The organism is Clostridium sp. AM27-31LB (assembly GCF_003480745.1).
In the GTDB taxonomy this organism is placed as follows: Bacteria; Bacillota; Clostridia; order Lachnospirales; family Lachnospiraceae; genus Butyribacter; species Butyribacter intestini.
Map to the genome: position 1 here is coordinate 130,821 of NZ_QUJS01000002.1, position 22,667 is coordinate 153,487.

Below are 22,667 nucleotides of genomic sequence, written 5' to 3' on the forward strand. Positions count from 1 at the left end.
CTGTGATAAAATATTGAATGTTGTTTGTGAATAGAGATATTCCTCTGTTACGGTTGTAGATATTACACAGAAGTATTAAGAATGTCAAAATAATTAAGGAGGTCACAAAATGAACGATATTATTAAAGCAATCGAAGATGCACAGTTAAAGTCAGAAGTAGCAGACTTTAGAGTAGGTGATACTGTTAAAGTTTATGCTAAAGTTATTGAGGGCTCGAGAGAGCGTATCCAGGTATTCGAGGGTACAGTACTTAAGAGACAGAATGGTGGAGCGAGAGAGACATTTACAGTTAGAAAGTTCTCTAATGGTGTAGGTGTAGAGAAAACTTGGCCGGTTCATTCACCAATCATTGACAAGATTGAAGTAGTACGCAGAGGTAAGGCAAGACGTGCTAAATTATTCTATCTTCGTGACAGAGTTGGTAAAGCTGCTAAGGTTAAAGAAATCGTTAAATAATAAAGATTGTCTTTTAAAGTGCACTTATCAAAGTGAAATAGCGAAAAAATTTAAAAGGGTTGTCCTAAGGACAGCCCTTTTTGGTTGTTGAAAAGAAAATTCAGCATATAATGAACAAACTAACCGAATGTTAAAACCTCTTTTGCTGCGATAAAAAAGAAAGTGCCCTATCGGGAGAATATGTAATAATCCCGATAGGGCGAGGTAAAAACTTATAAAAAAATAAAAAGTAATGAATGCGGAAAATGGGACTTGAACCCACACGTCGTTGCCGACACATGAACCTGAATCATGCCTGTCTGCCAATTCCAGCACTTCCGCATATATGTAATATTATACACAACACTTGTAAATCATATCAATTAATGACATAAATGTCAATAAAAAAAATAAAAAAAGCAGAAAAATGTAAAAGTTCAAAGAGTTATCACATTTGCAGTCTTGACTTATATTTTTTTTAAGATAGAATAGAAAGTAGCGTTTTATCACTTTGAAAGTGATTTGTGCGTAGAATACTTTTGGAGGAGCAACAATGAATTCAGCAAAGAAAGTTATGAATCAGCAGAAAGATAACAGTGAAAAAAAAGAAAATGTTACTGTTAAAGCTGCAACAGGCAAAAAGAAATTAGGTGTAAGTTCAGGCAGAAATGTCAAGGCAATCGTATTGAGTGCCATATGTATAGTTTTGGTACTTGTATTATGTATAGGTGTTGGCATACAGCAGTTAGGTCCTGAAGTTGCATTTACGGTCAACGGAACAAAAGTTACCATGGATGACATGATGTATCCTATTTATGAGAAAGAATCTTATTATCTTCCTTACGATGAGATGTATCAGGCATATATGGGAACTTCAGTATGGGAGTCATCATATCAGGGAAGTGATTCTAATGTACCATCAAGTGTATCAAACAAGATAGGTATCAAACAGGAAATCTTGGACAATGAAGAAGAATATGTGGTTCTTTATAAAGAAGCTGTAAAAGCCGGTTACAAGCTTACTTCTGCAGAAGAGAAAAAGGCTGAGAGCCAGGCGAAAAAAGCAATGAAAGGACTTTCATGGGTTCAGAAATTCCGTCTTAGTATGTCAAAGAAAAGACTTACAAAGAGATTTGAGAAAACTATTCTTGCAGACAGATATAAGTCAGACAGGCAGAAAGAGTTAAACAAAAAGGTTGATGAAACTTCGGTTATAAAGAAGATTTCAAAGAAAGATTACAGAGAGTATGATATTCAGTATTATGCAGTAGCACTTTCAAAAACAGACAGCAGTGGAAATACAAAGAAAGTATCTGCAAAAAAGAAACAGGAATATAAAACTGAGATAAACAAATACGCAAAGAAAGCTGCACAGGCAAAAGACTTTACAAAGCTTATCGGAAGCAAAGATAAGACAGATGTAAAATATGATAAGGCAGAATTTACAGAAAAGGCAGGCTGGTCATATCTTTCAACTGCAAATCTTAAAAAGGTTAAGGCTATGAAGAACGGAACTGTTTCACCGGTATTCTATGATGAAAAAGCCGGATATTATGTATTTGTAAAAATGATTGATAACAATTCAACATCAAGCTATCAGAAAGCCTGTGATGATGCAGTTAAATCTGCACAGACAGAAAAATATACAGAGTGGCTTAACAAACTTAAAGAATCTTATAAGATTAAAGTAAATGCAAGTGTATGGAACAATGTCGAGATAGGTTCTATGACAACTGAGATAGTAACTGCCGAGGATCTCCAGAAGATGAATGAGTCATCGTCAAAGAAATCATCGTCTAAATCGTCATCAAAGAAATCGACAAGTAAGTCATCAGGAAGCAGCAAATCATCAAAGTAATTTTATTATGTAATTAAAGGACCACTATTGCTGCTGCAAACAGCAGCATGGTGTCTGTACTATGTACAGATAAATGTCAGAGCATACAAACATATAAATGAAATGGAGGCACCGCAATGGGAAGTGTAAGAAGGATTTATGTTGAAAAGAAACAGCCATATGCAGTACATGCAAAGGAACTTAAAGAAGAAGTAAAGCGTTATCTTGGTATAAAGAGTATTAATAATGTCAGGGTACTTATTCGCTATGATGTTGAAAATCTTAGTGATGCAACTTATAAGCAGGCTCTTGGAACAGTATTTTCTGAGCCGCCAGTTGATAACTGCTATGAGAATGAATTTAAAAAAGCTGACGGAAGTTTTGTGTTTTCAGTTGAATATCTTCCGGGTCAGTTTGACCAGAGAGCAGATTCGGCAGAACAGTGTGTTAAACTTTTAAACGAGAAAGAAAATCCCGTTATCCGTTCAGCAACGACTTATGTTTTTGAGGGAGATATAGATGACCAGGATAAAGAGAAGATTAAAGAGTATTGTATCAACCCTGTAGATTCAAGGGAGGCTTCAGAAAATATTCCTGAGACACTTGTACAGGAATTTGATGAGCCGGCGGATGTTGCTATATTTGACGGTTTCAGACAGATGTCTGAGGACGAACTTAAGAAATTATACGAGTCTCTTAATCTTGCAATGACATTTAAAGATTTCCTGCATATTCAAAATTACTTTAAAAATGAGGAAAACAGAGAGCCTTCCGTTACGGAGATTCGTGTACTTGATACATATTGGTCAGACCACTGCCGTCATACAACATTCCAGACAGAACTTAAGAATGTTAAGTTTGAGGATGGTTATTACAATGCACCTATCGAAGCATCTTATGAGATGTATGAAGCTGCAAGAAAAGAACTTTTCAAGGACAGACCTGACAAATATGTTTCGCTTATGGATATTGCACTTATGGGTATGCGTAAACTCAAAGCTGACGGAAAACTCGATGATATGGAGGAGTCAGATGAGATAAATGCCTGCTCTATAGTAGTTCCTGTTGAAATAGACGGAAAAACTGAAGAGTGGCTTATCTTCTTTAAAAATGAGACACACAACCATCCGACAGAGATAGAGCCTTTCGGTGGTGCAGCTACTTGTCTTGGCGGTGCTATCCGTGATCCGCTTTCAGGCCGTGGTTATGTATATCAGGCTATGCGTGTGACAGGTGCGGCAGACCCTACGGTATCTATGAAAGATACACTTCCGGGAAAACTTCCACAGCGAAAGATAGTAACGGGTGCCGCAAAGGGATACAGTTCATACGGAAACCAGATAGGACTTGCAACAGGTCTTGTAAATGAGATATATCATCCAAACTATGTTGCAAAGAGAATGGAGATAGGTGCCGTTATGGGTGCTGCTCCAAGACGCAATGTTATCCGTGAAAATTCTGATCCGGGAGATATTATCATTCTTCTCGGAGGTCGTACAGGTCGTGATGGTATCGGTGGTGCTACAGGTTCTTCAAAGGCACATACTACAAAGTCTATTGATGTATGTGGAGCAGAAGTTCAGAAAGGTAATGCACCTACAGAGAGAAAGATTCAGCGTCTTTTCAGAAGAGAAGAAGTAAGTTCTATCATCAAAAAGTGTAATGACTTTGGTGCCGGTGGAGTTTCAGTAGCTATCGGAGAACTTGCAGACGGACTTAAAGTAAATCTTGACAAGGTACCAAAGAAGTATGCCGGTCTTGACGGAACAGAACTTGCAATTTCAGAGTCACAGGAGCGTATGGCAGTTGTAGTTGACAGTAAAGATGTTGACAAGATGCTTAAGTATGCCGAGGAAGAAAATCTTGAGGCAGTGGCAGTTGCCGAGGTTACAGAAGAACCTAGACTTGTGCTTTCATGGAGAGATAAGGTTATCGTAGACCTTTCAAGAGCATTCCTTGATACGAACGGTGCACACCAGGAGACAGATGTAGTTGTAACTATGCCTGATGAGAAAGCAAACTATTTTGATGAAAAGAAAGATACAACAGATGTAAAGAAAGCATGGCTTGATACATTATCAGACTTAAATGTATGCTCACAGAAAGGGCTTGTTGAGATGTTTGACAGTTCTATCGGTGCAGCGAGCGTATATATGCCATATGGCGGAAAATATCAGCTTACACCGACTCAGTCTATGGTCGCAAAACTTCCTATGTCAGAGGGCAAATGCGATACTGTTACGATGATGAGTTACGGACTTGACCCATATCTTGCAAGCTGGAGTCCATATCACGGTTCTGTATATGCGGTTATTTCTTCTGTTGCAAAGATTGTTGCGGCAGGTGGAGATTACAGTAAGATAAGATTTACATTCCAGGAATATTTCAGAAGACTTGGAGAAGATCCAAAACGCTGGGGTGAGCCTATGGCAGCACTCTTAGGTGCATATGATGCACAGATAAAACTCGGACTTCCTTCAATAGGCGGTAAGGACAGTATGTCAGGAACATTCAATGATATTGATGTGCCTCCGACACTCTGCTCATTTGCTGTTGATATTGCAAAGACCGGGGATGTAGTATCACCTGAACTTAAGAAAGCCGGAAATGTATTAGTTAAATTTGATATTGAAAAAGACAAATACTCACTTCCTGTTTATGATAAACTTATGTCACTCTACTCAAAGATAACAGATATGATAAAATCAAAAGTTATTGTTTCAGCATATGCCGTAGGTTTCGGCGGTATCTGTGAGGCTGTCAGCAAGATGGCATTTGGTAACGGACTTGGAGTAAAGATTGACGAGAGTGTAGACAGGGACGAATTATTCGCTAAAGAATATGGTTCTATCATAGCTGAAGTGTCAGCAGATGACCTTGATAAGATTACGGCAGAGTACAAGAAGATTGCTCTTGTAACAGACGATGCCGAATTTGTATATGGTGATGCAGTAATTTCAATGAAAGAAGCACTTGAGAACTGGACAGGCAAACTTGAGAGTGTATTCCCTACACGCTCAGATGTTGAACAGATTGAACTTGAGGACAAACTTTTCGATGCAAAAACTGTTTACACGGCAAAGAACAAGGTTGCAAGACCTAAGGTATTTATACCGGTATTCCCTGGTACAAACTGTGAATATGACACAACAAAAGCATTTGAACTTGCAGGTGCAGATGTAAAGACAGTCGTATTTAAAAACATGACAGAAAGCCAGATAGTAGAGTCAGTAAATGCATTTGAGGCAGCAATAAAAGAGTCTCAGATACTTATGTTCTCAGGCGGTTTCAGTGCAGGTGATGAGCCTGACGGTTCAGCTAAGTTTATCGCTTCTATTTTTAGAAATCCAAAGATTATGGAAGCAGTACATGAACTTTTACAGAAGAGAGACGGACTTGCACTTGGTATCTGTAACGGTTTCCAGGCTCTTATCAAACTCGGACTTGTACCATTTGGTGAGATAAAACCTCAGACAGCAGATGCACCTACGCTTACAACGAACAGTATAGGTCGTCATATATCTAAGTCTGTATATACAAAGGTTGTCACAAACAAATCACCATGGCTTATGAAAGCAGAACTTGGCGGAGTTTACGCTATACCTGCATCACATGGTGAGGGTCGTTTTGTAGCACCTAAGAATGTGATAGACAACCTGTTTGCAAACGGTCAGGTTGCGACAAGATATGTAGACCTTAACGGAGTTCCTACAATGGATGAGGATTACAATCCAAACGGTTCATATGCAGCTATTGAGGGTATCACGAGCCCTGATGGACGAGTGCTTGGAAAGATGGCTCATTCAGAGAGAATAGGTGACAGCGTAGCTATAAATATTGTTGGAAACCAGAACCAGCATATCTTTGAATCAGGTGTGTCATACTTTAAGTAGAGGTATTCTGCCATAAAAAGAGAATTTAGCATACAATGAGCAAGCTCATTGTATTGCCAATTATCTTTTTATGGATGAACTGTTACAAAAAATATAAAAAAATTAAAAAAAAGTGTTGACAAGCACAAGACTTTCATGTAATATATATCTTGCTTGCGGCGGACAGCTCGCAGGCAGGATAAATGCACGAGTGGCTCAGTGGTGGAGTATCGCCTTGCCAAGGCGAGGGTCGCGGGTTCGAATCCCGTCTCGTGCTTAAGATAAGATTTGAGTATCTAAAGATATTTGAGTTTAGTCTTACAATTACATATTCAAAAATGCACGAGTGGCTCAGTGGTGGAGTATCGCCTTGCCAAGGCGAGGGTCGCGGGTTCGAATCCCGTCTCGTGCTTGAGATGAGATTTGAGTATCTAAAGATATTTGAGTCAGTCTTACAATTACATATTTAAAAATGCACGAGTGGCTCAGTGGTGGAGTATCGCCTTGCCAAGGCGAGGGTCGCGGGTTCGAATCCCGTCTCGTGCTTGAGCTGAGATTTGAGTATCTAAAGATATTTGAGTCAGTCTTACAATTACATATTTAAAAATGCACGAGTGGCTCAGTGGTGGAGTATCGCCTTGCCAAGGCGAGGGTCGCGGGTTCGAATCCCGTCTCGTGCTTTTTGATTATTATAAGGGTGAAACATTTAAGTTTTGCCCTTTTTTCAAATCATTATATTATTTTATCCAAAAGAGATATCGAGAGTAAATTAAACTGGAATGGAGGATTAAAATGGTTGTAACAGAGTATTCACTTATAGGAGCGTTGCTTAGATTTTATCCTGATACGATAGAGGATTTTAAGGAGGTAGGGATGAACTGCGTTGGGTGTCAGTCTTCGGCAAAGGAGACTATAGGGCAGGCTTGTAATGTTCATTCGGTTGAAGTGAACGAACTTATCAAAAAACTGGATAAGAGGATTAACGGTTAATTCAGCATTGCAAAATATAATGCAGGTTGTGATGATTATCAGAATATAACAAAATAATACCGCTGGCACGCTTTCGCTATGCTGTCGCTCGCAGCAGTACATAAATCAGCAAAAAAGGCTGATTAAATACTGGCGGCGACGAAATACCGGCTAATATTATTTGTTATATACGGACAATCTTGTTAAGGAATGAGATACTTTTCAAATGAATTAAAGAAAGAAATGAGGATTGGTATGGGAAAGAAAAAAGACAAGAAGAAAAATAAAAAGAAAAAGGAAAATATTGATATGAGTATTAAAAAGAAAGTTTATGCTATATTGACGATTTTACTTATTGTGCTGGCAGGTGCATATTACTATGCATTTTTCCCTGCGATAAACATTCATCTGGAATCTTTTTGGGGGGCAGTGGTGGTATTATTTATAGCCCTCGGATGTATATTTGCATTAAATCAGCTCAAAAATGCAATGTCATCAAATGTTGTTGAAGCATTTAGGGAAAAAAAGATGTCATTTATGACAAGATTTTTCTGGACACTTGCTGTTCTTGCAGTGATTGTCTTTGTTATCGGCTCTGTGGCAGGTCTTAAGCTGTTCCGTGCAAAGTCATATTCTAATATGCTTAAAGTTAAGACTTACGATTTTGCAAAAGATATTGAGGAAACAGACCAGATTACAGATATAGCACTTATGGATACGGCGAGTGCTAAGATATTTGGAAACAGAAAGATTGGCTCACTCTCGGATGTTGTAAGCCAGTATGAGGTGGAGGATGCATATACGCAGATAAGTGTTGAGAAAAAGCCATTTAAGGTTTCTGCACTCAAATATGCAAGTTTCTTTAAATGGTGGAACAACAGAAGCAAGGGAATACCTGGATATGTAAAGATAAATCCGGTAAATTCAAATGCAGAGTATGTTGCACTTGACAAGGGAATGAAGTATGTTCCGTCAGCTTATTTTAATTATAATCTTGAAAGACATGTACAGCTAAAATATCCGACCAAGATAATAAGCGGTTATAATTTTGAGGTTGATGACAGCGGAAAGCCATATTATATCTGTCCGACGGTGACTGCAAAAATAGGTCTGTTTGGCGGTGTGGATGTAAATGGTGTTATAATATGTGATCCGGTGAGTGGCGATTGTCGCTATTATGGTATAAACAATATTCCAAGCTGGGTTGACAATGTTTACAATGGACATTTGCTTGAGAAAAAATACAACTGGTACGGAGTGCTTTCAGATGGTTATATAAACAGTGTGATAGGTCAGAAGGGCTGTAAGCAGACAACTGATGATTTTGGTTATAAGATAATCGGTGATGATGTGTGGATTTATACAGGTGTTACATCGGTAAATGGAGACCAGTCAAATATCGGTTTTGTTATGATGAACCAGAGAACATCCGAGGCAAAATACTATAAAGTATCAGGTGCGGAAGAACATTCGGCAATGTCTGCTGCAGAAGGAGAGGTGCAGGAAAAGGGATACAAGGCGTCTTTTCCGAGTCTTATAAATGTTGCAGGTGTACCAACATATATTATGGTATTAAAGGATGCCGGCGGACTTGTAAAAATGTACGCTATGGTAAATGTGTCGCAGTATAACATGGTTGCAACGGCAACATCACAGACAGAAGTTTTTACGGACTATAAAAAGATGCTTGCAAAGAGCGGAAAATCAGGTGATGTTGACAAACTCTCTGAGACAAAAGATATTGTTGTGTCTGATGTGAAATATATTGATACGGATGATGGAACAATGGTGTATGTTAAAGATTCGGATGGAGATGTATATAAGCAGGCATTTGCGGATAATGAACAGCTTATAAAACTGAATGTCGGGGATAGGATAGAGATTAAATATGAGCCGTCTGAGGATGGCATAAATTATATGACATCATATGAGTATATAGAAAAACAGGCATACCGTATAATTGAAAAAGGAGAAAACGGCTGATTGTTCTTGCACTGTATTGCATATGCAGGCAATGATTATAAATAGAAAAGACAGTTTATATATATTTAATAATTGTTCATAATTAGATACATTGTATTTTAGCCACAATGCGATAATATATAATATAGAAAGTCATACAAACGGTTTTTCCGACATATTATATAAGATTTTAATGTTGGGCAAATTAGAAGTATGGTAATTAACATATCGTTTTGAAAGGGCTTGATATTATGAGAGAAAAAATTGCCAGATTTATGCAGGGTAGATATGGAGTGGATCAGTTTAGTAACTTTCTGGTGATGGCAGCCGTTGTACTTATGGTTTTAGAGATGTTTATAAGAATTCCATTAGTGCGTATGATATTTAATACGGTTACTTTGGTTCTGATAGTATATGCTTATGTCAGGATATTATCAAAAAATATAAACAAGCGGTATGCGGAAAATGAGACATTTATGAGATATTACGGCAGGTTTAAAAATTTTGCCGCAAGAAAGAAAGCTCATATGGTACAGAGAAGAACACATCACATATATAAATGTCCGAATTGTAAACAGAGTATAAGAGTGCCAAAAGGAAAGGGTCGTATTGCCATTACCTGTCCGAGATGCAAGACTGAATTTATAAAAAGGAGCTGATATGCTTGTTTGGTTATATCATTCCAAATTATGATGAATTAAAAGTTAAAGAATTTAAACATTATCATGAATTTTATTGTGGATTATGTCAAAGCCTAAAAAAATATGCAGGGCTTAGAGGTCAAATATCGCTGACATATGATATGACATTTTTGGGATTGCTGCTTTCATCTCTTTATGAGGATGAGCCTGCAGATATGTCGGAGTGCAGGTGTGTTGCACATCCTAAAAAAAAGCATCGCTATGTCATATCAGAATGTATTGATTATGCGGCTGACATGAATGTTCTCATGACATATTATAAGTGCATGGATGATTGGAATGATGAAAAAAAATTTCTTAAAGTGGTTTATGGAAAATTGCTTAAGAAGAAAGAAAAAAGCATTGCATTACGCTATGAAGAAAAAACAAATATAATTTTGGAAAATCTTGCAAGTTTGTATATGGCTGAAAAAGCACAGAGTCAAGATCTTGATGAGGTATCAGGATATTTTGGGAAAATTTGTGAGGCAATATTTGAATATAAAAATGATGAATGGTCGGAAATTCTTAAAAAGATAGGATTTTATCTTGGAAAATTTATTTATCTTCTCGATGCGTATGAAGATATGAATGAAGATGAAAAAAAGGATTGTTACAATCCACTCATCAGGTTAAAGGAGCAGAAAAGGGAAAAATTTGACGATTATATGCATGATATATTTGTAATGATGATGTCTAAAGCCGGCAGGGCATACGACAGGCTGCCTATTGTCGAAAATTCCGGAATATTAGATAATATAATATATTCGGGAGTGTGGCAGAAATACAACAGGATATTAAGTGCAGCAGATAAGGATAACTTAAAAACTGACAATCCGGATTGGAGGAAAATATGATGGATCCCTACAAGGTACTTGGGGTATCACGTTCGGCTTCACAGGAAGAAATAAAAAAATCATATAGAAATTTGAGCAGAAAATATCATCCGGATGCCAACATAAACAATCCGAATAAAAAAGAGGCAGAAGATAAATTTAAGGAAATCCAGCAGGCATATCACCAGATAATGGATGAGCGTGAAAATGGAGGATATGCAGGTGGCTTTGGATACGGTGATGCCGGTAATAGTGGATATTATTCAGGCTTTGGAACAGGTTTTTCAAGTTCATCTGATAGTGAAAATGAAGAATACAATATGCACTTAAGGGCGGCTTCAAATTATATAGCAAACAGATATTATAGAGAAGCACTGAATGTTCTTAATCAGATGAACGAGAAGAATGGACAGTGGTATTATCTTAGTGCAATGGCAAATGTAGGACTGGGAAATGATATAATCGCACTTGAACAGGCAAGACAGGCTATGGAAATGGAGCCTGAAAATATACAGTATGTGACACTTGTAAGAAGGCTGGAAACAGGAAACATCTGGTATGAGGATATACATCATTCATATGACACTCCGGGGGAGGCTGATGGAGGGTTTTGTATGAAACTCTGTCTGACATATGCTCTGTGTAATTGCTGTATGAATGGTTCAGGATGGTTTATATAATGTGGATTTATAGTTTCAGATGTTGTCTGAAAAGATAAACCAAAATAAAAGATATTTATAAAGAAAGGGAAACTTATATATAATGAGAGAGATGACATTTAAAATGGAACGACCCGGTCTTGTAAAAGAAGGTGACAGTGTCCATGTAAGCGAAAAGAAAACAGCATTAAATTACAGTTATATAATAGAGCCGGCGGTAGCAATGTCCGGTTGTTTTAAAGTAAACGAGCGAATAGAGGACAGGGATGGAATCGTAAAAGAAATAAAACACACAGAACGCGGCTATTATGTAATCGTAGAATTTGCAAAATAAATGAATATATTTTTTAAAACTCTGTTGCATACTTGTATGCAAAACAGAGAGAGAAAAAATATATGAGTGAAACGAACAGCGAGGAAACCTGTTTACGAGCTGACATTTATTTTAGCTGAATATATTTTTTAAAACTCTGTTGCATACTTGTATGCAAAACAGAGGGAGAAAAAATATATGAGTGAAACGAACAGCGAGGAAACCTGTTTACGAGCTGACATTTATTTTAGCTGAATATATTTTTTAAAACTCTGTTGCATACTTGTATGCAAAACAGAGGGAGAAAAAATATATGAGTGAAACGAACAGCGAGGAAACCTGTTTACGAGCTGACATTTATTTTAGCTGAATATATTTTTTAAAACTCTGTTGCATACTTGTATGCAAAACAGAGGGAGAAAAAATATATGAGTGAAACGAACAGCGAGGAAACCTGTTTACGAGCTGACATTTATTTTAGCTGAATATATTTTTTAAAACTCTGTTGCATACTTGTATGCAAAACAGAGGGAGAAAAAATATATGAGTGAAACGAACAGCGAGGAAACCTGTTTACGAGCTGACATTTATTTTAGCTGAATATATTTTTTAAAACTCTGTTGCATACTTGTATGCAAAACAGAGGGAGAAAAAATATATGAGTGAAACGAACAGCGAGGAAACCTGTTTACGGGCTGACATTTATTTTGAATGAATATATTTTTTAAAACTCTGTTGCATACTTGTATGCAAAACAGAGGGAGAAAAAATATATGAGTGAAACGAACAGCGAGGAAACCAGTTTACGAGCTGACATTTATTTTAGCTGAATATATTTGACAAATTAAGGAGTAAAAAATGATAAAGTTTAATAATACGGCAGTAATGAATTTTGAAAATGCGATGCGTGGTGCAAGAAATCCGTTAAACAGTTGGGCGAGAAGCGACAGCAGTTATGATGAAAACGGAAACTTTGTTTTTGGTTCAAATGACCTCGATCTTGCAAAAAGGTTATGTCAGGCTGGAAATGACCACAGAAAATTTATAAGACAGATATTTATCTCGGTAGATATAACTGCACCTATTTACTGGTGGAAAGAGTACGATACATACAAGGTAGGTACAGTGGCAAATTCGACGAGTACCATGCATAAGATACACAGCAAGCCGTTTGAACTTGCTGATTTCAGCACAGACCATATGACTGACGAGGCACTTGATACGATGAAAGTTATGGTAGAGTCACTTGAAGAAATAAGACTTAAATATATGGAGACAAAAGATAAGGCACTTTGGTACAGTCTTATACAGCTTTTGCCTGAGAGTTATCATCAGATGAGAACCTGTACGATGTCATACGAAAATGCCATAGCAATGTATAATGCAAGACACAATCATAAACTTGAGGAGTGGCATACATTTTGTGACTGGGTATGTGAACTGCCTTATTTTATGGAACTGTTTCCGTTTATCAAAGACGGGAAGCAGGCTGAATGAGCAGAATGCTCATAAATGAGGATAGTGTTAAAAATTCATGTATGTAGGATTTTTATCTATGCTATCTGATGCAGATATGATATACACAAAAATAAAAGAAAAGATATGTACTCTCGAAATTCTTCGTTTTGACTAGTGTAATGGCATGTTGCTATTTAGTCAAATGATGCGGAAGAATGAGCCGTAGCGGGCTACGGCGATTGATGACAACGCAGCAAATGTAAATTCAAGCAAGTCATTTGGCTGAATATGAACATGTCACTACACTGGATACTGAGAGGACATAAGATAAATAAGGAGGACATAACAATGGTTAAAAAGGGAATTAAAGGACATGGAGAAATAGTGGTAACAGCAGCACTTTCGGCTGAGAAAATGGGCAGTGGGGTAATGGATGTATTCGCAACTCCTGCCATGCTTGCACTTATGGAAAATACAGCATATAAAAGTGTTTTGCCATATCTTAATGAGGGATGTGGAACAGTCGGAACAAAAGTAGATATAGAGCATATGGCTGCATCACCAGTCGGAATGAAAGTAGAGTGTGATACGGAACTTATCGAGGTAGACGGAAGAAGACTTGTGTTCAAGGTAGAGGCATCTGATGAAAAAGGTCTTATCGGAAAAGGAACACATGAGAGATTTATTATAGAGAGTGAGAAATTCCGTGAAAAGACATACAATAAATTAAAGAAAGATGAAGAGTAATCTAAGATAGCAATGCATATTTATATGCATTGCTATCTACTTTTGACCCTAACATCATAATAATTTAATAAATTTAGGTCTTGACCTAAAGGTAACTTTAGGTATTATACTTTCGTTAGCATGAAAATATCAGCTTAGGAGGAAAAATATGTATTTAGAAAAAATAAACGGACCTGAAGATGTAAAAAAATTAACTGATGATGAGATGATAAAGCTTGCAGCAGAGATGAGAAGTGCACTTTTAAAGAGGGCGAGTATCCACGGTGGTCATTTTGGACCAAACTTCGGAATGGTTGAAGCAACGATAGCACTTCATTATGTTTTTGACTCGCCAAAGGACAAGATAGTATATGATGTATCTCATCAGACATATCCGCATAAGATGCTTACAGGCAGAAAAGATGCATATCTTTATGAAGATAAATATAATGATGTTTCAGGATATAGCAATCCTCATGAAAGTGAACACGACTTTTTTACAATAGGTCATACATCAACTTCCATCAGTCTTGCATCCGGTCTTGCAAAGGCAAGAAATTTAAAGGGTGAAGACGGAAATGTTATAGCCGTTATAGGTGATGGCTCTCTAAGCGGTGGTGAGGCATTAGAGGGCCTTGATTATGCTGCTGAATTAGATGGGAACTTTATTATCGTTGTAAATGACAATGATATGTCTATAGCAGAAAACCACGGCGGAATGTATAAAAATCTTAAAAAACTCCGTGACACCAACGGAAAGGCAGAGTGTAACTTATTTAAAGCAATGGGACTTGATTATGTCTATGTAAATGAGGGAAACAATGTAAGAGCACTTATAGATGCGTTCACAAAAGTTAAGGACAGTAAAAAGCCTGTTGTTGTACATATAAATACACTCAAGGGTAAAGGTTATAAGCCGGCTGAGGAGCATAAGGAAGAATGGCATTACAATGGTCCGTTTGATATAGAAACAGGCAAGCCTCTCGGTGAGATGGAGGGTGAAGATTATTCCGGTGTTACTGCTGACTATCTGCTTAAGAAGATGAAACAGGATAAGTCGGTTGTTGCCATAACATCAGCAACCCCTACGGTACTTGGTTTTACTAAGGACAAGAGGGACGAAGCAGGAAAACAGTTTATGGATGTTGGTATTGCTGAGGAAACAGCCGCAGCCATAGCCTCAGGAATAGCAGTAAACGGCGGCAGACCGGTATGGGGTGTTTACAGCACTTTCATACAGCGTGCATATGATCAGATTTCACAGGATATATGTATCAACAACAGTCCTGCAACTATAGTTACTTTCTCAGGTTCGGTATATGGAATGAATGATGTGACTCATCTTGGACTTTATGACATACCAATGCTTAGCAATATACCAAATCTTGTTTATCTTGCACCGACAACAAAGGAAGAATATCTCGCAATGCTTGACTGGAGTATAGAGCAGACAGAACATCCTGTAGCAATCAAGCTTCCGGGAGGAGAAATGGTATCTGACGGAAAGCAGATAACAAAAGATTTCTCTGCATTAAACAAATATGAAATGACACAGCAGGGAAAGAAAGTTGCATTTATCGGACTTGGAACATTCTATTCTCTTGCCGTTGAGGCAGCGGCTGAACTTGAGAAAAAAACAGGTGTTAAGCCTACGGTCATAAATCCTTATTACATTACGGGAACAGACGAACAAATGCTTGAGGAACTTAAAAAAGAGCATGATGTAGTTGTTACGATAGAAGACGGAATTTTAGACGGCGGTTTCGGAGAAAAGATAGCGAGATTTTATGGAGACTCAGTTGTAAAGGTATTAAACTTCGGACTTAAGAAAGAATTTCCAGACAGATATAATGTTGATGAGATACTTAAGAAAAATCATCTTACAAAAGAACTTATCTTAACGGATATTATGAATAATCTGTAATTAAAAATTAAAATATAAAGTTCAAAATACATTTTGAACGGGACAAAAATTAAGTATTTATACTAAGTGTAATAAAAGGTGGCATATTAAAAATAATATATGCCGTCTTTTTTATGTATAGGAAAATGCTCGTAATGTAGAGTTATGCCGTGGCAAAAAGAAAGCAGCTTTGCTACTTGCAATAATTTTGTTGATATGAGAAAATAAATATAATTATTATGAATTATAGGTAGTCGGTACGAAAATAAAAAATTCATACTATGAACAAAATACAGTGCAAGAATGGAAAATAGTGTAAAAAATCCGTGCAGAAGTGAGGGGTAATATGAAAACTTTTTTATATGAAATGCATAAAAAAATTAATTTATATGTTTTATTTTTTGGTCTGATAATGATATTGCTGCCGGTTTCAGCCGCAAAAGCAGAAGAGCGGGAGATAAGGGTTGGCTTTGCCAATTCTTCAAAAATGATTTCAAGTGACACAGTAGGGCAGGATTCGGAGTATAAAACAGGCTATGGATATGATTATCTGCAGGATATTGCGTCATATACAGGGTGGACATATAAGTATGTTTATGGAGAGTGGAGTGAATTATTTGAGCTTTTAAGTGAGGGAGAGCTAGATATATTATGTGGTGTATCTTATAGTTTTGCGAGAAGTACACAAATGTATTTTTCACAAAAACCTATGGGTACGGAGGGATATTATATATATGTAAAAGGTGATAATGACGACATAACAGCGGATAATATAAAGAGTTTTGATAATAAAAAAATTGGAATAAATGCTGGAAGCGACAAGGTTGAAAAACTTAGGAATTGGATAATACTTAACGGCATAAATGCTGAAGTGATAGCAGCAGATGGATACAATGAACTTAAATCGGGGCTTATGTCAGGAAAGTACGATGCAATACTTGATACAGAAACTTCTGAAAATAATCAATTTATTCCTATTATAAAGATAGATGATTCGGAATATTATTTTGCCATAAGTAAAAAATATCCTGATATAAAGGATGAACTTGAAAAAGCACAGGATAAATTATTTTCATCAGATCCATATTATAATCAGAATTTACAATATAAGTACTATAGAAATGTAAGTGCAAGAAAAATACTGGATTCTGATGAAAGAAAATGGCTGAACAGACATATGTATATTAATGTAGGCTACCTTAAACATATGCTTGCTTTTTGTGATGAAGATGAAGAAACCGGAGAGCCTATAGGTGTGATAAAAACTATTTTTGATCAGTCGGTAAACCGCTTTCCGGGATTTAGCATAAAATATAAATATCACGCATATGACAATCTGACACAGATGACAAACGCTTTGAAAAATGAAGAGGTTGATTGTATATTTCCTTTCTATGGTGATAAGTGGTATGCCGACAAACAAAATTTTTCAGTTACAAGAATGGTTGTGGATTCTCCTATAGTTGCTGTATATAAAGAAAATTATACAGATAAGACAATGACAAGGATTGCCATAAAGAAGCAGTCAAATTATCAGAGTATATATGCAAAGATATATTATCCTAAAAGCAAAGTGATTATATATGATACGCCGCAGGAGTGTATAAAAGCAGTTAAGGACGGAGAAGTCGGAGCCACGATTTTTAGTGCATACCGTGTCGACCAGGTATTTAATCTGTCAAAATATGATGATTTAAAAACCGTAAACCTTTCAAGTACAGTGCCGCTTAGTATTGCGACAAACAGAAGCAATACAACTCTTGTGTCTATTCTTAACAAGATTGTGCTTCTTTCGGATGATTCTGAGATAATGCGTACAATGATGACATACTCAAATGCAAAGCAGAATTTTTCTATGTCCCAGTTTGTCAGAGAAAATGCTAATTTTATTATAATATGTATGTCAGTAACATTTCTTATAGTCATACTTTTATGTTCTGCACAGCTTAATCATGTAAAGAAAAACAGAGCAGAACTTGCACTGGCAAAGGAGGATGCAGAACGGGCAAATGATGCAAAATCAAATTTTCTTGCGAGAATGTCGCATGATATAAGAACTCCTATGAATGGAATTATGGGTATGACAAGGATTGCAAAAGAAAATGTCAGTGAGCCGGAAAAAGTAGAATTTGCACTTGACAAGATTGATAGTGCATCAAATCAGCTTAAAAATCTTATAAATGATGTACTTGACATGAGCAAGTTAGAGAGCGGAAAAACAATTCTGTCTTATGAGCCTTTTAATATAAATGATATAATAACTAATTTAAGGGATGTATTTTCTGAAGCAATTGCGGAAAAAGGAATAGAATTTGAAATAAAAAAACATAATATAATACATGAAGAACTTATAGGAAGTCCGTTGCATATTCAGAGGATTATCCAGAATATAGAAAGCAATGCTATTAAATACAATAAGCCGAATGGCAGCCTTAAGATAGAGATTGAGGAGCTTAATGCAATAGAGGATATGACAAGATTTCGTTTTACCATATCAGATACAGGAATCGGTATGAGTAGAGAGTTTACAGAACACTTATTTGAACCATTTTCAAGAGAAAATGACAATGCGGGTACAGAGTATATGGGGACAGGACTGGGAATGGCAATAACAAAAGAGTTGTTAGAACTTATGAATGGCACTATTTCAGTTGACAGCTGTCAAGGGGTTGGCACGGAGTTTGTTGTCGAGATTCCGCTTGACATAAATAAGAATATCAGTCCTGAAAAAAATGAGGAGAAAGTTTTAGATAACTTATCCGGTATTAAGATACTTTTGGTTGAGGACAATGAGATAAATGCAGAGATAGCAAAATATATCCTTAATGGTGCAGGGGCTGGCATAGAGCTTGCTAAGGACGGAAAAGAAGCAGTAGAGGCTTTTTATGCATCAAAAGAATACTATTATGATCTGATACTTATGGATGTGATGATGCCTGTCATGAACGGCTATGAAGCGACAAGACAGATACGCAGTCTTGACAGAAAGGATGCAAAAGAAGTCCCTATAATTGCGATGACAGCAAACGCGTTTACGAAAGATAAACAGGATGCCATTGAAGCAGGAATGAATGAACATGTGGCAAAACCGCTCGATATTAAACTGCTTTTGAGAGTGATTTCAAGATATAAAGATAAAATAAGTCGTTTCAGGTAACTTTTTTTGAATCACATAGGAATTGGAAATTGAATACACTGAAAAAAATGTCTACAATGAGAAAAAATGGATACATTTGATTTACATAAGGAGGACAATTAAATGGCAAATACAGATGTTGTTGAAAAGCAGCCATTAACTGAGGATTACCTCAAGAAGATGGACGCATACTGGCGTGCAACTAATTATCTTGGAGCAGCACAGCTCTACTTATTAGATAACCCATTATTACGTGAGCCTTTAACAATGGAGCATGTAAAGAAAAAGATAGTAGGACATTGGGGAACTGTTCCAGGACAGAACTTCATCTATGTTCACTTAAACCGTGTGATTAAAAAATATGATCAGGATATGATTCTTATCTCTGGTCCTGGACACGGTGGAAACTTCTTCGTTGCAAATACATATTTAGAGGGTACTTACAGCGAAGTATATCCTAACATCAGCGAGGATATGGACGGACTTAAGAAATTATGTAAGCAGTTCTCATTCCCAGGCGGAATTTCAAGCCATGTAGCTCCTGAGACTCCTGGTTCTATCAACGAGGGTGGTGAGCTTGGTTATTCACTTGCTCATTCATTCGGTGCTGTATTTGATAACCCGGATTTAGTTGTTTCATGTATTGTAGGTGACGGTGAGGCTGAGACAGGACCACTTGCTACTTCATGGCAGTGTAACAAATTCCTCAACCCTAAGACTGATGGTGCCGTTCTTCCTATCTTACATATGAACGGATACAAGATCAGCAACCCAACAGTTCTTTCTCGTATCCCACATGATGAGTTAGAGCATTTCTTTGACGGATGCGGCTGGAAGCCTTACTTCGTAGAAGGCAGCGAGCCAATGGATATGCATAAGAAGATGGCTGAAGCTCTTGACGCAGCTATGGATGAAATTAAAGCTATCCAGAAGGATGCAAGAGAAAACGGAAATACAAAGAGACCTAAGTGGCCTATGATCGTTCTCCGTACACCAAAGGGATGGACAGGCCCTAAGGTTGTTGACGGAAACCAGATTGAAGACTCATTCAGAGCTCATCAGGTACCTATTATGATGGATAAGCCTGAGCATCTTGATATGTTAAAAGAGTGGTTAATGAGCTACCATCCTGAAGAACTCTTCGATGAGAACGGAAAACTTATCCCTGAACTTAAAGCACTTGCTCCAACAGGCGATAAGAGAATCGGTTCTAACCCACACGCAAATGGTGGTAAACTTCTCCGTGATCTTCGTCTCCCTGACTTTAGAGAGTATGGAATTGATGTTCCAAAGCCGGGTGCAGTTGAAGCACAGGATATGATAGAACTCGGTGGATTTGTAAGAGACATCTTCAAACTCAACGAGGAAGAAAGAAACTTCAGAATTTTCGGACCTGACGAGACAATGTCTAACCGTCTTGGTAAAGTATTTGAAGTTACAAACCGTGACTGGAACGGTGAGAAACTTGATACAGACGAGTTCCTTGCACAGGATGGTCGTGTCATGGATTCAATGCTCAGTGAGCATATGTGTGAAGGCTGGTTAGAGGGATACCTTCTTACAGGTCGTCATGGATTCTTTGCAAGCTACGAAGCATTCATCCGTGTAGTAGATTCTATGTGTGCACAGCATGCAAAATGGTTAAAGGTTTGCAATCAGCTTCCTTGGAGACAGTCAATTGCTTCACTTAACCTTATCCTTTCATCAAATGTATGGCAGCAGGATCACAACGGATTTACACATCAGGATCCTGGATTCCTTGACCATATTGCAAATAAGAAGTCAGATGTTGTACGCCTTTACCTTCCACCGGATACAAACTGCTTACTTTCATGTTTTGATCACTGCATCAGAAGCCGTGACTATGTAAATGTATTAGTAACATCTAAGCATCCAAGACAGCAGTGGCTTACTATGGAGCAGGCTGTTAAGCATTGTACTCAGGGTATCGGTATCTGGGAGTGGGCTTCTAACGACCAGGGACAGGAGCCGGACCTTGTTATGGCTTGCTGTGGTGATACACCAACACTTGAGACACTTGCAGCAGTTACAATCCTTAGAAAAGCAATACCTGACATCAAGATTCGTGTAATCAATGTAGTTGACCTTATGAAACTTGAGCCAAATACAAAACATCCTCATGGATTAACAGATGCAGAATATGACGCTCTCTTCACAAAAGATAAGCCAATCATCTTCGCATTCCATGGTTATCATACACTCATCCATGAGCTTACATATCGCAGAACTAACCGTAACATTCATGTATATGGTTATCAGGAGGAAGGAACAATCACAACTCCATTCGATATGCGTGTTCAGAACGAGATTGACCGTTTCAATCTTGTTAAGAATGCTATTTCAGTTCTTCCACAGCTTGGAAACACAGGAGCATACCTTATCCAGCAGATGAACGACAAGCTTGTAGAGCACAAGCAGTACATCCATGAGTATGGTATCGACCTTCCGGAAGTAAGAGACTGGAAATGGGATTTATAGAATAGAATCAGAGTAATATCTGAAATGTGATATAAACAGAATACTAAAGATAAGGCAGGCAGACCATTTATGGTCTGCCTGTTTGTGTTTGTAAGATTAAAAATCAAATGTAGATTTCTAAAGATAGCGTTGTTTTTTATAAGGACAAAGTTTAATATGTTTGCCATCTGAAACTTTATTTTTTATATATAAAATTTTAGGCATTTCTTTTTAAACTGTGCCGGTGTGAGACTGTATTTTTCGGTAAATATCTTATAAAAATATCCTTTGTTGTGATAGCCTATCATTTCTGCTACCTGTTCTATGGTATAATCCGTAGTAAGCAATAATTTTTCTGCGTGTCTGAGCCTTAGAAGCTGTATATATTCAGTGTAAGTCATGCCGGTCTGTGTTTTTAGAAGTCTGTTAAAATAGTCTTTTTGAAAATGAAATTCCGATACGAGCATCTGTATGGAAATATCCGCAAGATTTTCGGTGATAAACTGTGTTATCTCTTCAAACAAAATAATGTTCATCTTTTTTCTAGTCTGTTTTGAGAGAGAAAAGTCATATTTCGTACCGAGTATCTTAAATATCCTGAGCAAAAGTCCCTGACAGATAAAAGGTGACGCATCATCATATTTTTTCAATTCATCTATAAGCGACATAAGCGTATTTTCAAGTTTTAAACAGCTTTCTTCGTCATGGGACGGTTTGAAATGAAGATATTGCTGTATGTTTTTCTGCTCTAAGATTGCCGTGTTCAAAAATGCGTTTATTCGCCCGGCGTTACTTAAATGGGTCATCATTTCGTTGAACATATGGCTTGTAATTCCTATAAAAAGTATCGTGGATGAACCATCATCGAGTATTTCCTGATGATGGCAGTTCTTATCTATCAGGCACAGCTCTCCCTTTTGGAATACATATTCCCTGCCGAGTATTTTCTGGTGATATTCACCGTCTATAACATAAAACAGTTCGAGATACTCATGTGAGTGCATCTGGGTACGCATACCGTTTGTAATGTTTTTTTCATATACAAAAGGGGTGGGAGATGGGACTATTGTAGAGGAAACGGTTCCGGAGGAATGAATATCCCATATAAGTGCAAAAATATTTTTACTGACAGACTGCGGATATGTCTTTACCTCGACTTCATGAGGTGAGTGCTCAGGACTTACTATATTAAAATTGGCATAATAATCGGGAATCTGTTTTTGATTATTTTTATTATATATAAGTTCTGTTATCTGTTTTTTTATATTATCGTTTTTAACCATAAAAGTCCTCTTTTCATACTTTCTTATGGTTTAAATCATAATTTTTTTGCTCTCATTCGTCAAGTATGTATATGATTTGATTTTAGTTGAAAAATATGTATAATAAATTAAGCAGGAGA

General features: G+C 37.1%; 15 protein-coding genes and 5 tRNA genes. 18 read left to right on the forward strand and 2 right to left on the reverse strand.

The annotated features are described in order from the left end of the window. Positions 1 to 109: 109 nt before the first annotated feature. Positions 110 to 457: a 50S ribosomal protein L19 gene (rplS, locus tag DW721_RS04175; RefSeq protein WP_055942130.1), complete on the forward strand. Its 348-nt coding sequence runs from the start codon at positions 110 to 112 to the stop codon at positions 455 to 457. A gap of 237 nt (positions 458 to 694) precedes the next feature. Here rplS and DW721_RS04180 read toward each other — a convergent pair. After that, positions 695 to 778: transfer RNA gene (locus tag DW721_RS04180), tRNA-Leu, on the reverse strand. A gap of 211 nt (positions 779 to 989) precedes the next feature. On the opposite strand from DW721_RS04180, the gene DW721_RS04185 reads away from it, so the two are divergent. The 17 genes from DW721_RS04185 (at position 990) to DW721_RS04265 (ending at position 21,286) form a co-directional block, all read left to right on the forward strand. Continuing rightward, positions 990 to 2,294, forward strand: coding sequence for a hypothetical protein (locus DW721_RS04185; protein ID WP_118744927.1), 1,305 nt, complete (start codon positions 990 to 992; stop codon positions 2,292 to 2,294). A 116-nt stretch (positions 2,295 to 2,410) separates the two neighbouring features. Then, positions 2,411 to 6,166, forward strand: coding sequence for a phosphoribosylformylglycinamidine synthase (locus DW721_RS04190; RefSeq protein ID WP_118744928.1), 3,756 nt, complete (start codon positions 2,411 to 2,413; stop codon positions 6,164 to 6,166). Positions 6,167 to 6,350: 184 nt separating this feature from the next. Continuing rightward, positions 6,351 to 6,422: transfer RNA gene (locus tag DW721_RS04195), tRNA-Gly, on the forward strand. A gap of 63 nt (positions 6,423 to 6,485) precedes the next feature. Next, positions 6,486 to 6,557, forward strand: a tRNA-Gly gene (locus DW721_RS04200). A 62-nt stretch (positions 6,558 to 6,619) separates the two neighbouring features. Continuing rightward, positions 6,620 to 6,691: transfer RNA gene (locus tag DW721_RS04205), tRNA-Gly, on the forward strand. A 62-nt stretch (positions 6,692 to 6,753) separates the two neighbouring features. Continuing rightward, a tRNA-Gly gene (locus DW721_RS04210) sits at positions 6,754 to 6,825 on the forward strand. A 112-nt stretch (positions 6,826 to 6,937) separates the two neighbouring features. Beyond that, positions 6,938 to 7,135: a DUF1858 domain-containing protein gene (locus DW721_RS04215; protein WP_118744929.1), complete on the forward strand. Its 198-nt coding sequence runs from the start codon at positions 6,938 to 6,940 to the stop codon at positions 7,133 to 7,135. 234 nt (positions 7,136 to 7,369) lie between these two features. After that, positions 7,370 to 9,097, forward strand: coding sequence for a hypothetical protein (locus tag DW721_RS04220; protein WP_118744930.1), 1,728 nt, complete (start codon positions 7,370 to 7,372; stop codon positions 9,095 to 9,097). A 230-nt stretch (positions 9,098 to 9,327) separates the two neighbouring features. After that, positions 9,328 to 9,735, forward strand: a complete 408-nt coding sequence (locus DW721_RS04225; protein ID WP_055942118.1) for a hypothetical protein — start codon at positions 9,328 to 9,330, stop codon at positions 9,733 to 9,735. A gap of 5 nt (positions 9,736 to 9,740) precedes the next feature. After that, complete coding sequence (locus DW721_RS04230) at positions 9,741 to 10,613, forward strand: DUF5685 family protein (protein WP_182436203.1); 873 nt, start codon at positions 9,741 to 9,743, stop codon at positions 10,611 to 10,613. After that, positions 10,610 to 11,272: a DnaJ domain-containing protein gene (locus DW721_RS04235; protein WP_055942112.1), complete on the forward strand. Its 663-nt coding sequence runs from the start codon at positions 10,610 to 10,612 to the stop codon at positions 11,270 to 11,272. The genes DW721_RS04230 and DW721_RS04235 overlap by 4 nt, the downstream gene beginning before the upstream one ends. An 82-nt stretch (positions 11,273 to 11,354) precedes the next feature. Continuing rightward, on the forward strand, positions 11,355 to 11,585 hold the full coding sequence (locus DW721_RS04240) for a hypothetical protein (protein WP_022015257.1): 231 nt from the start codon (positions 11,355 to 11,357) through the stop codon (positions 11,583 to 11,585). A gap of 837 nt (positions 11,586 to 12,422) precedes the next feature. Next, positions 12,423 to 13,061 (forward strand): hypothetical protein, encoded by a 639-nt coding sequence (locus DW721_RS04245; RefSeq protein ID WP_118744931.1) that lies wholly within the window; start codon positions 12,423 to 12,425, stop codon positions 13,059 to 13,061. A 309-nt stretch (positions 13,062 to 13,370) separates the two neighbouring features. Then, positions 13,371 to 13,769 carry a thioesterase family protein gene (locus tag DW721_RS04250; protein ID WP_118744932.1) on the forward strand — a complete coding sequence of 133 codons (399 nt, stop codon included), beginning with the start codon at positions 13,371 to 13,373 and terminating at the stop codon, positions 13,767 to 13,769. A 148-nt stretch (positions 13,770 to 13,917) separates the two neighbouring features. Continuing rightward, entirely contained in the window at positions 13,918 to 15,672 is a 1,755-nt protein-coding gene (locus DW721_RS04255) for a 1-deoxy-D-xylulose-5-phosphate synthase (protein ID WP_118744933.1), read from the forward strand. A 325-nt stretch (positions 15,673 to 15,997) separates the two neighbouring features. After that, on the forward strand, positions 15,998 to 18,808 hold the full coding sequence (locus DW721_RS04260; protein ID WP_118744934.1) for a transporter substrate-binding domain-containing protein: 2,811 nt from the start codon (positions 15,998 to 16,000) through the stop codon (positions 18,806 to 18,808). Between the two features lie 102 nt (positions 18,809 to 18,910). Next, complete coding sequence (locus DW721_RS04265) at positions 18,911 to 21,286, forward strand: phosphoketolase family protein (RefSeq protein WP_022014663.1); 2,376 nt, start codon at positions 18,911 to 18,913, stop codon at positions 21,284 to 21,286. A gap of 182 nt (positions 21,287 to 21,468) precedes the next feature. Here the strand turns inward: DW721_RS04265 and DW721_RS04270 are convergent, their stop codons facing one another. Further along, a complete protein-coding gene (locus DW721_RS04270; RefSeq protein WP_118744935.1) occupies positions 21,469 to 22,548 on the reverse strand; it encodes a helix-turn-helix domain-containing protein in 1,080 nt (359 codons plus the stop codon). Positions 22,549 to 22,667 lie beyond the last annotated feature (119 nt).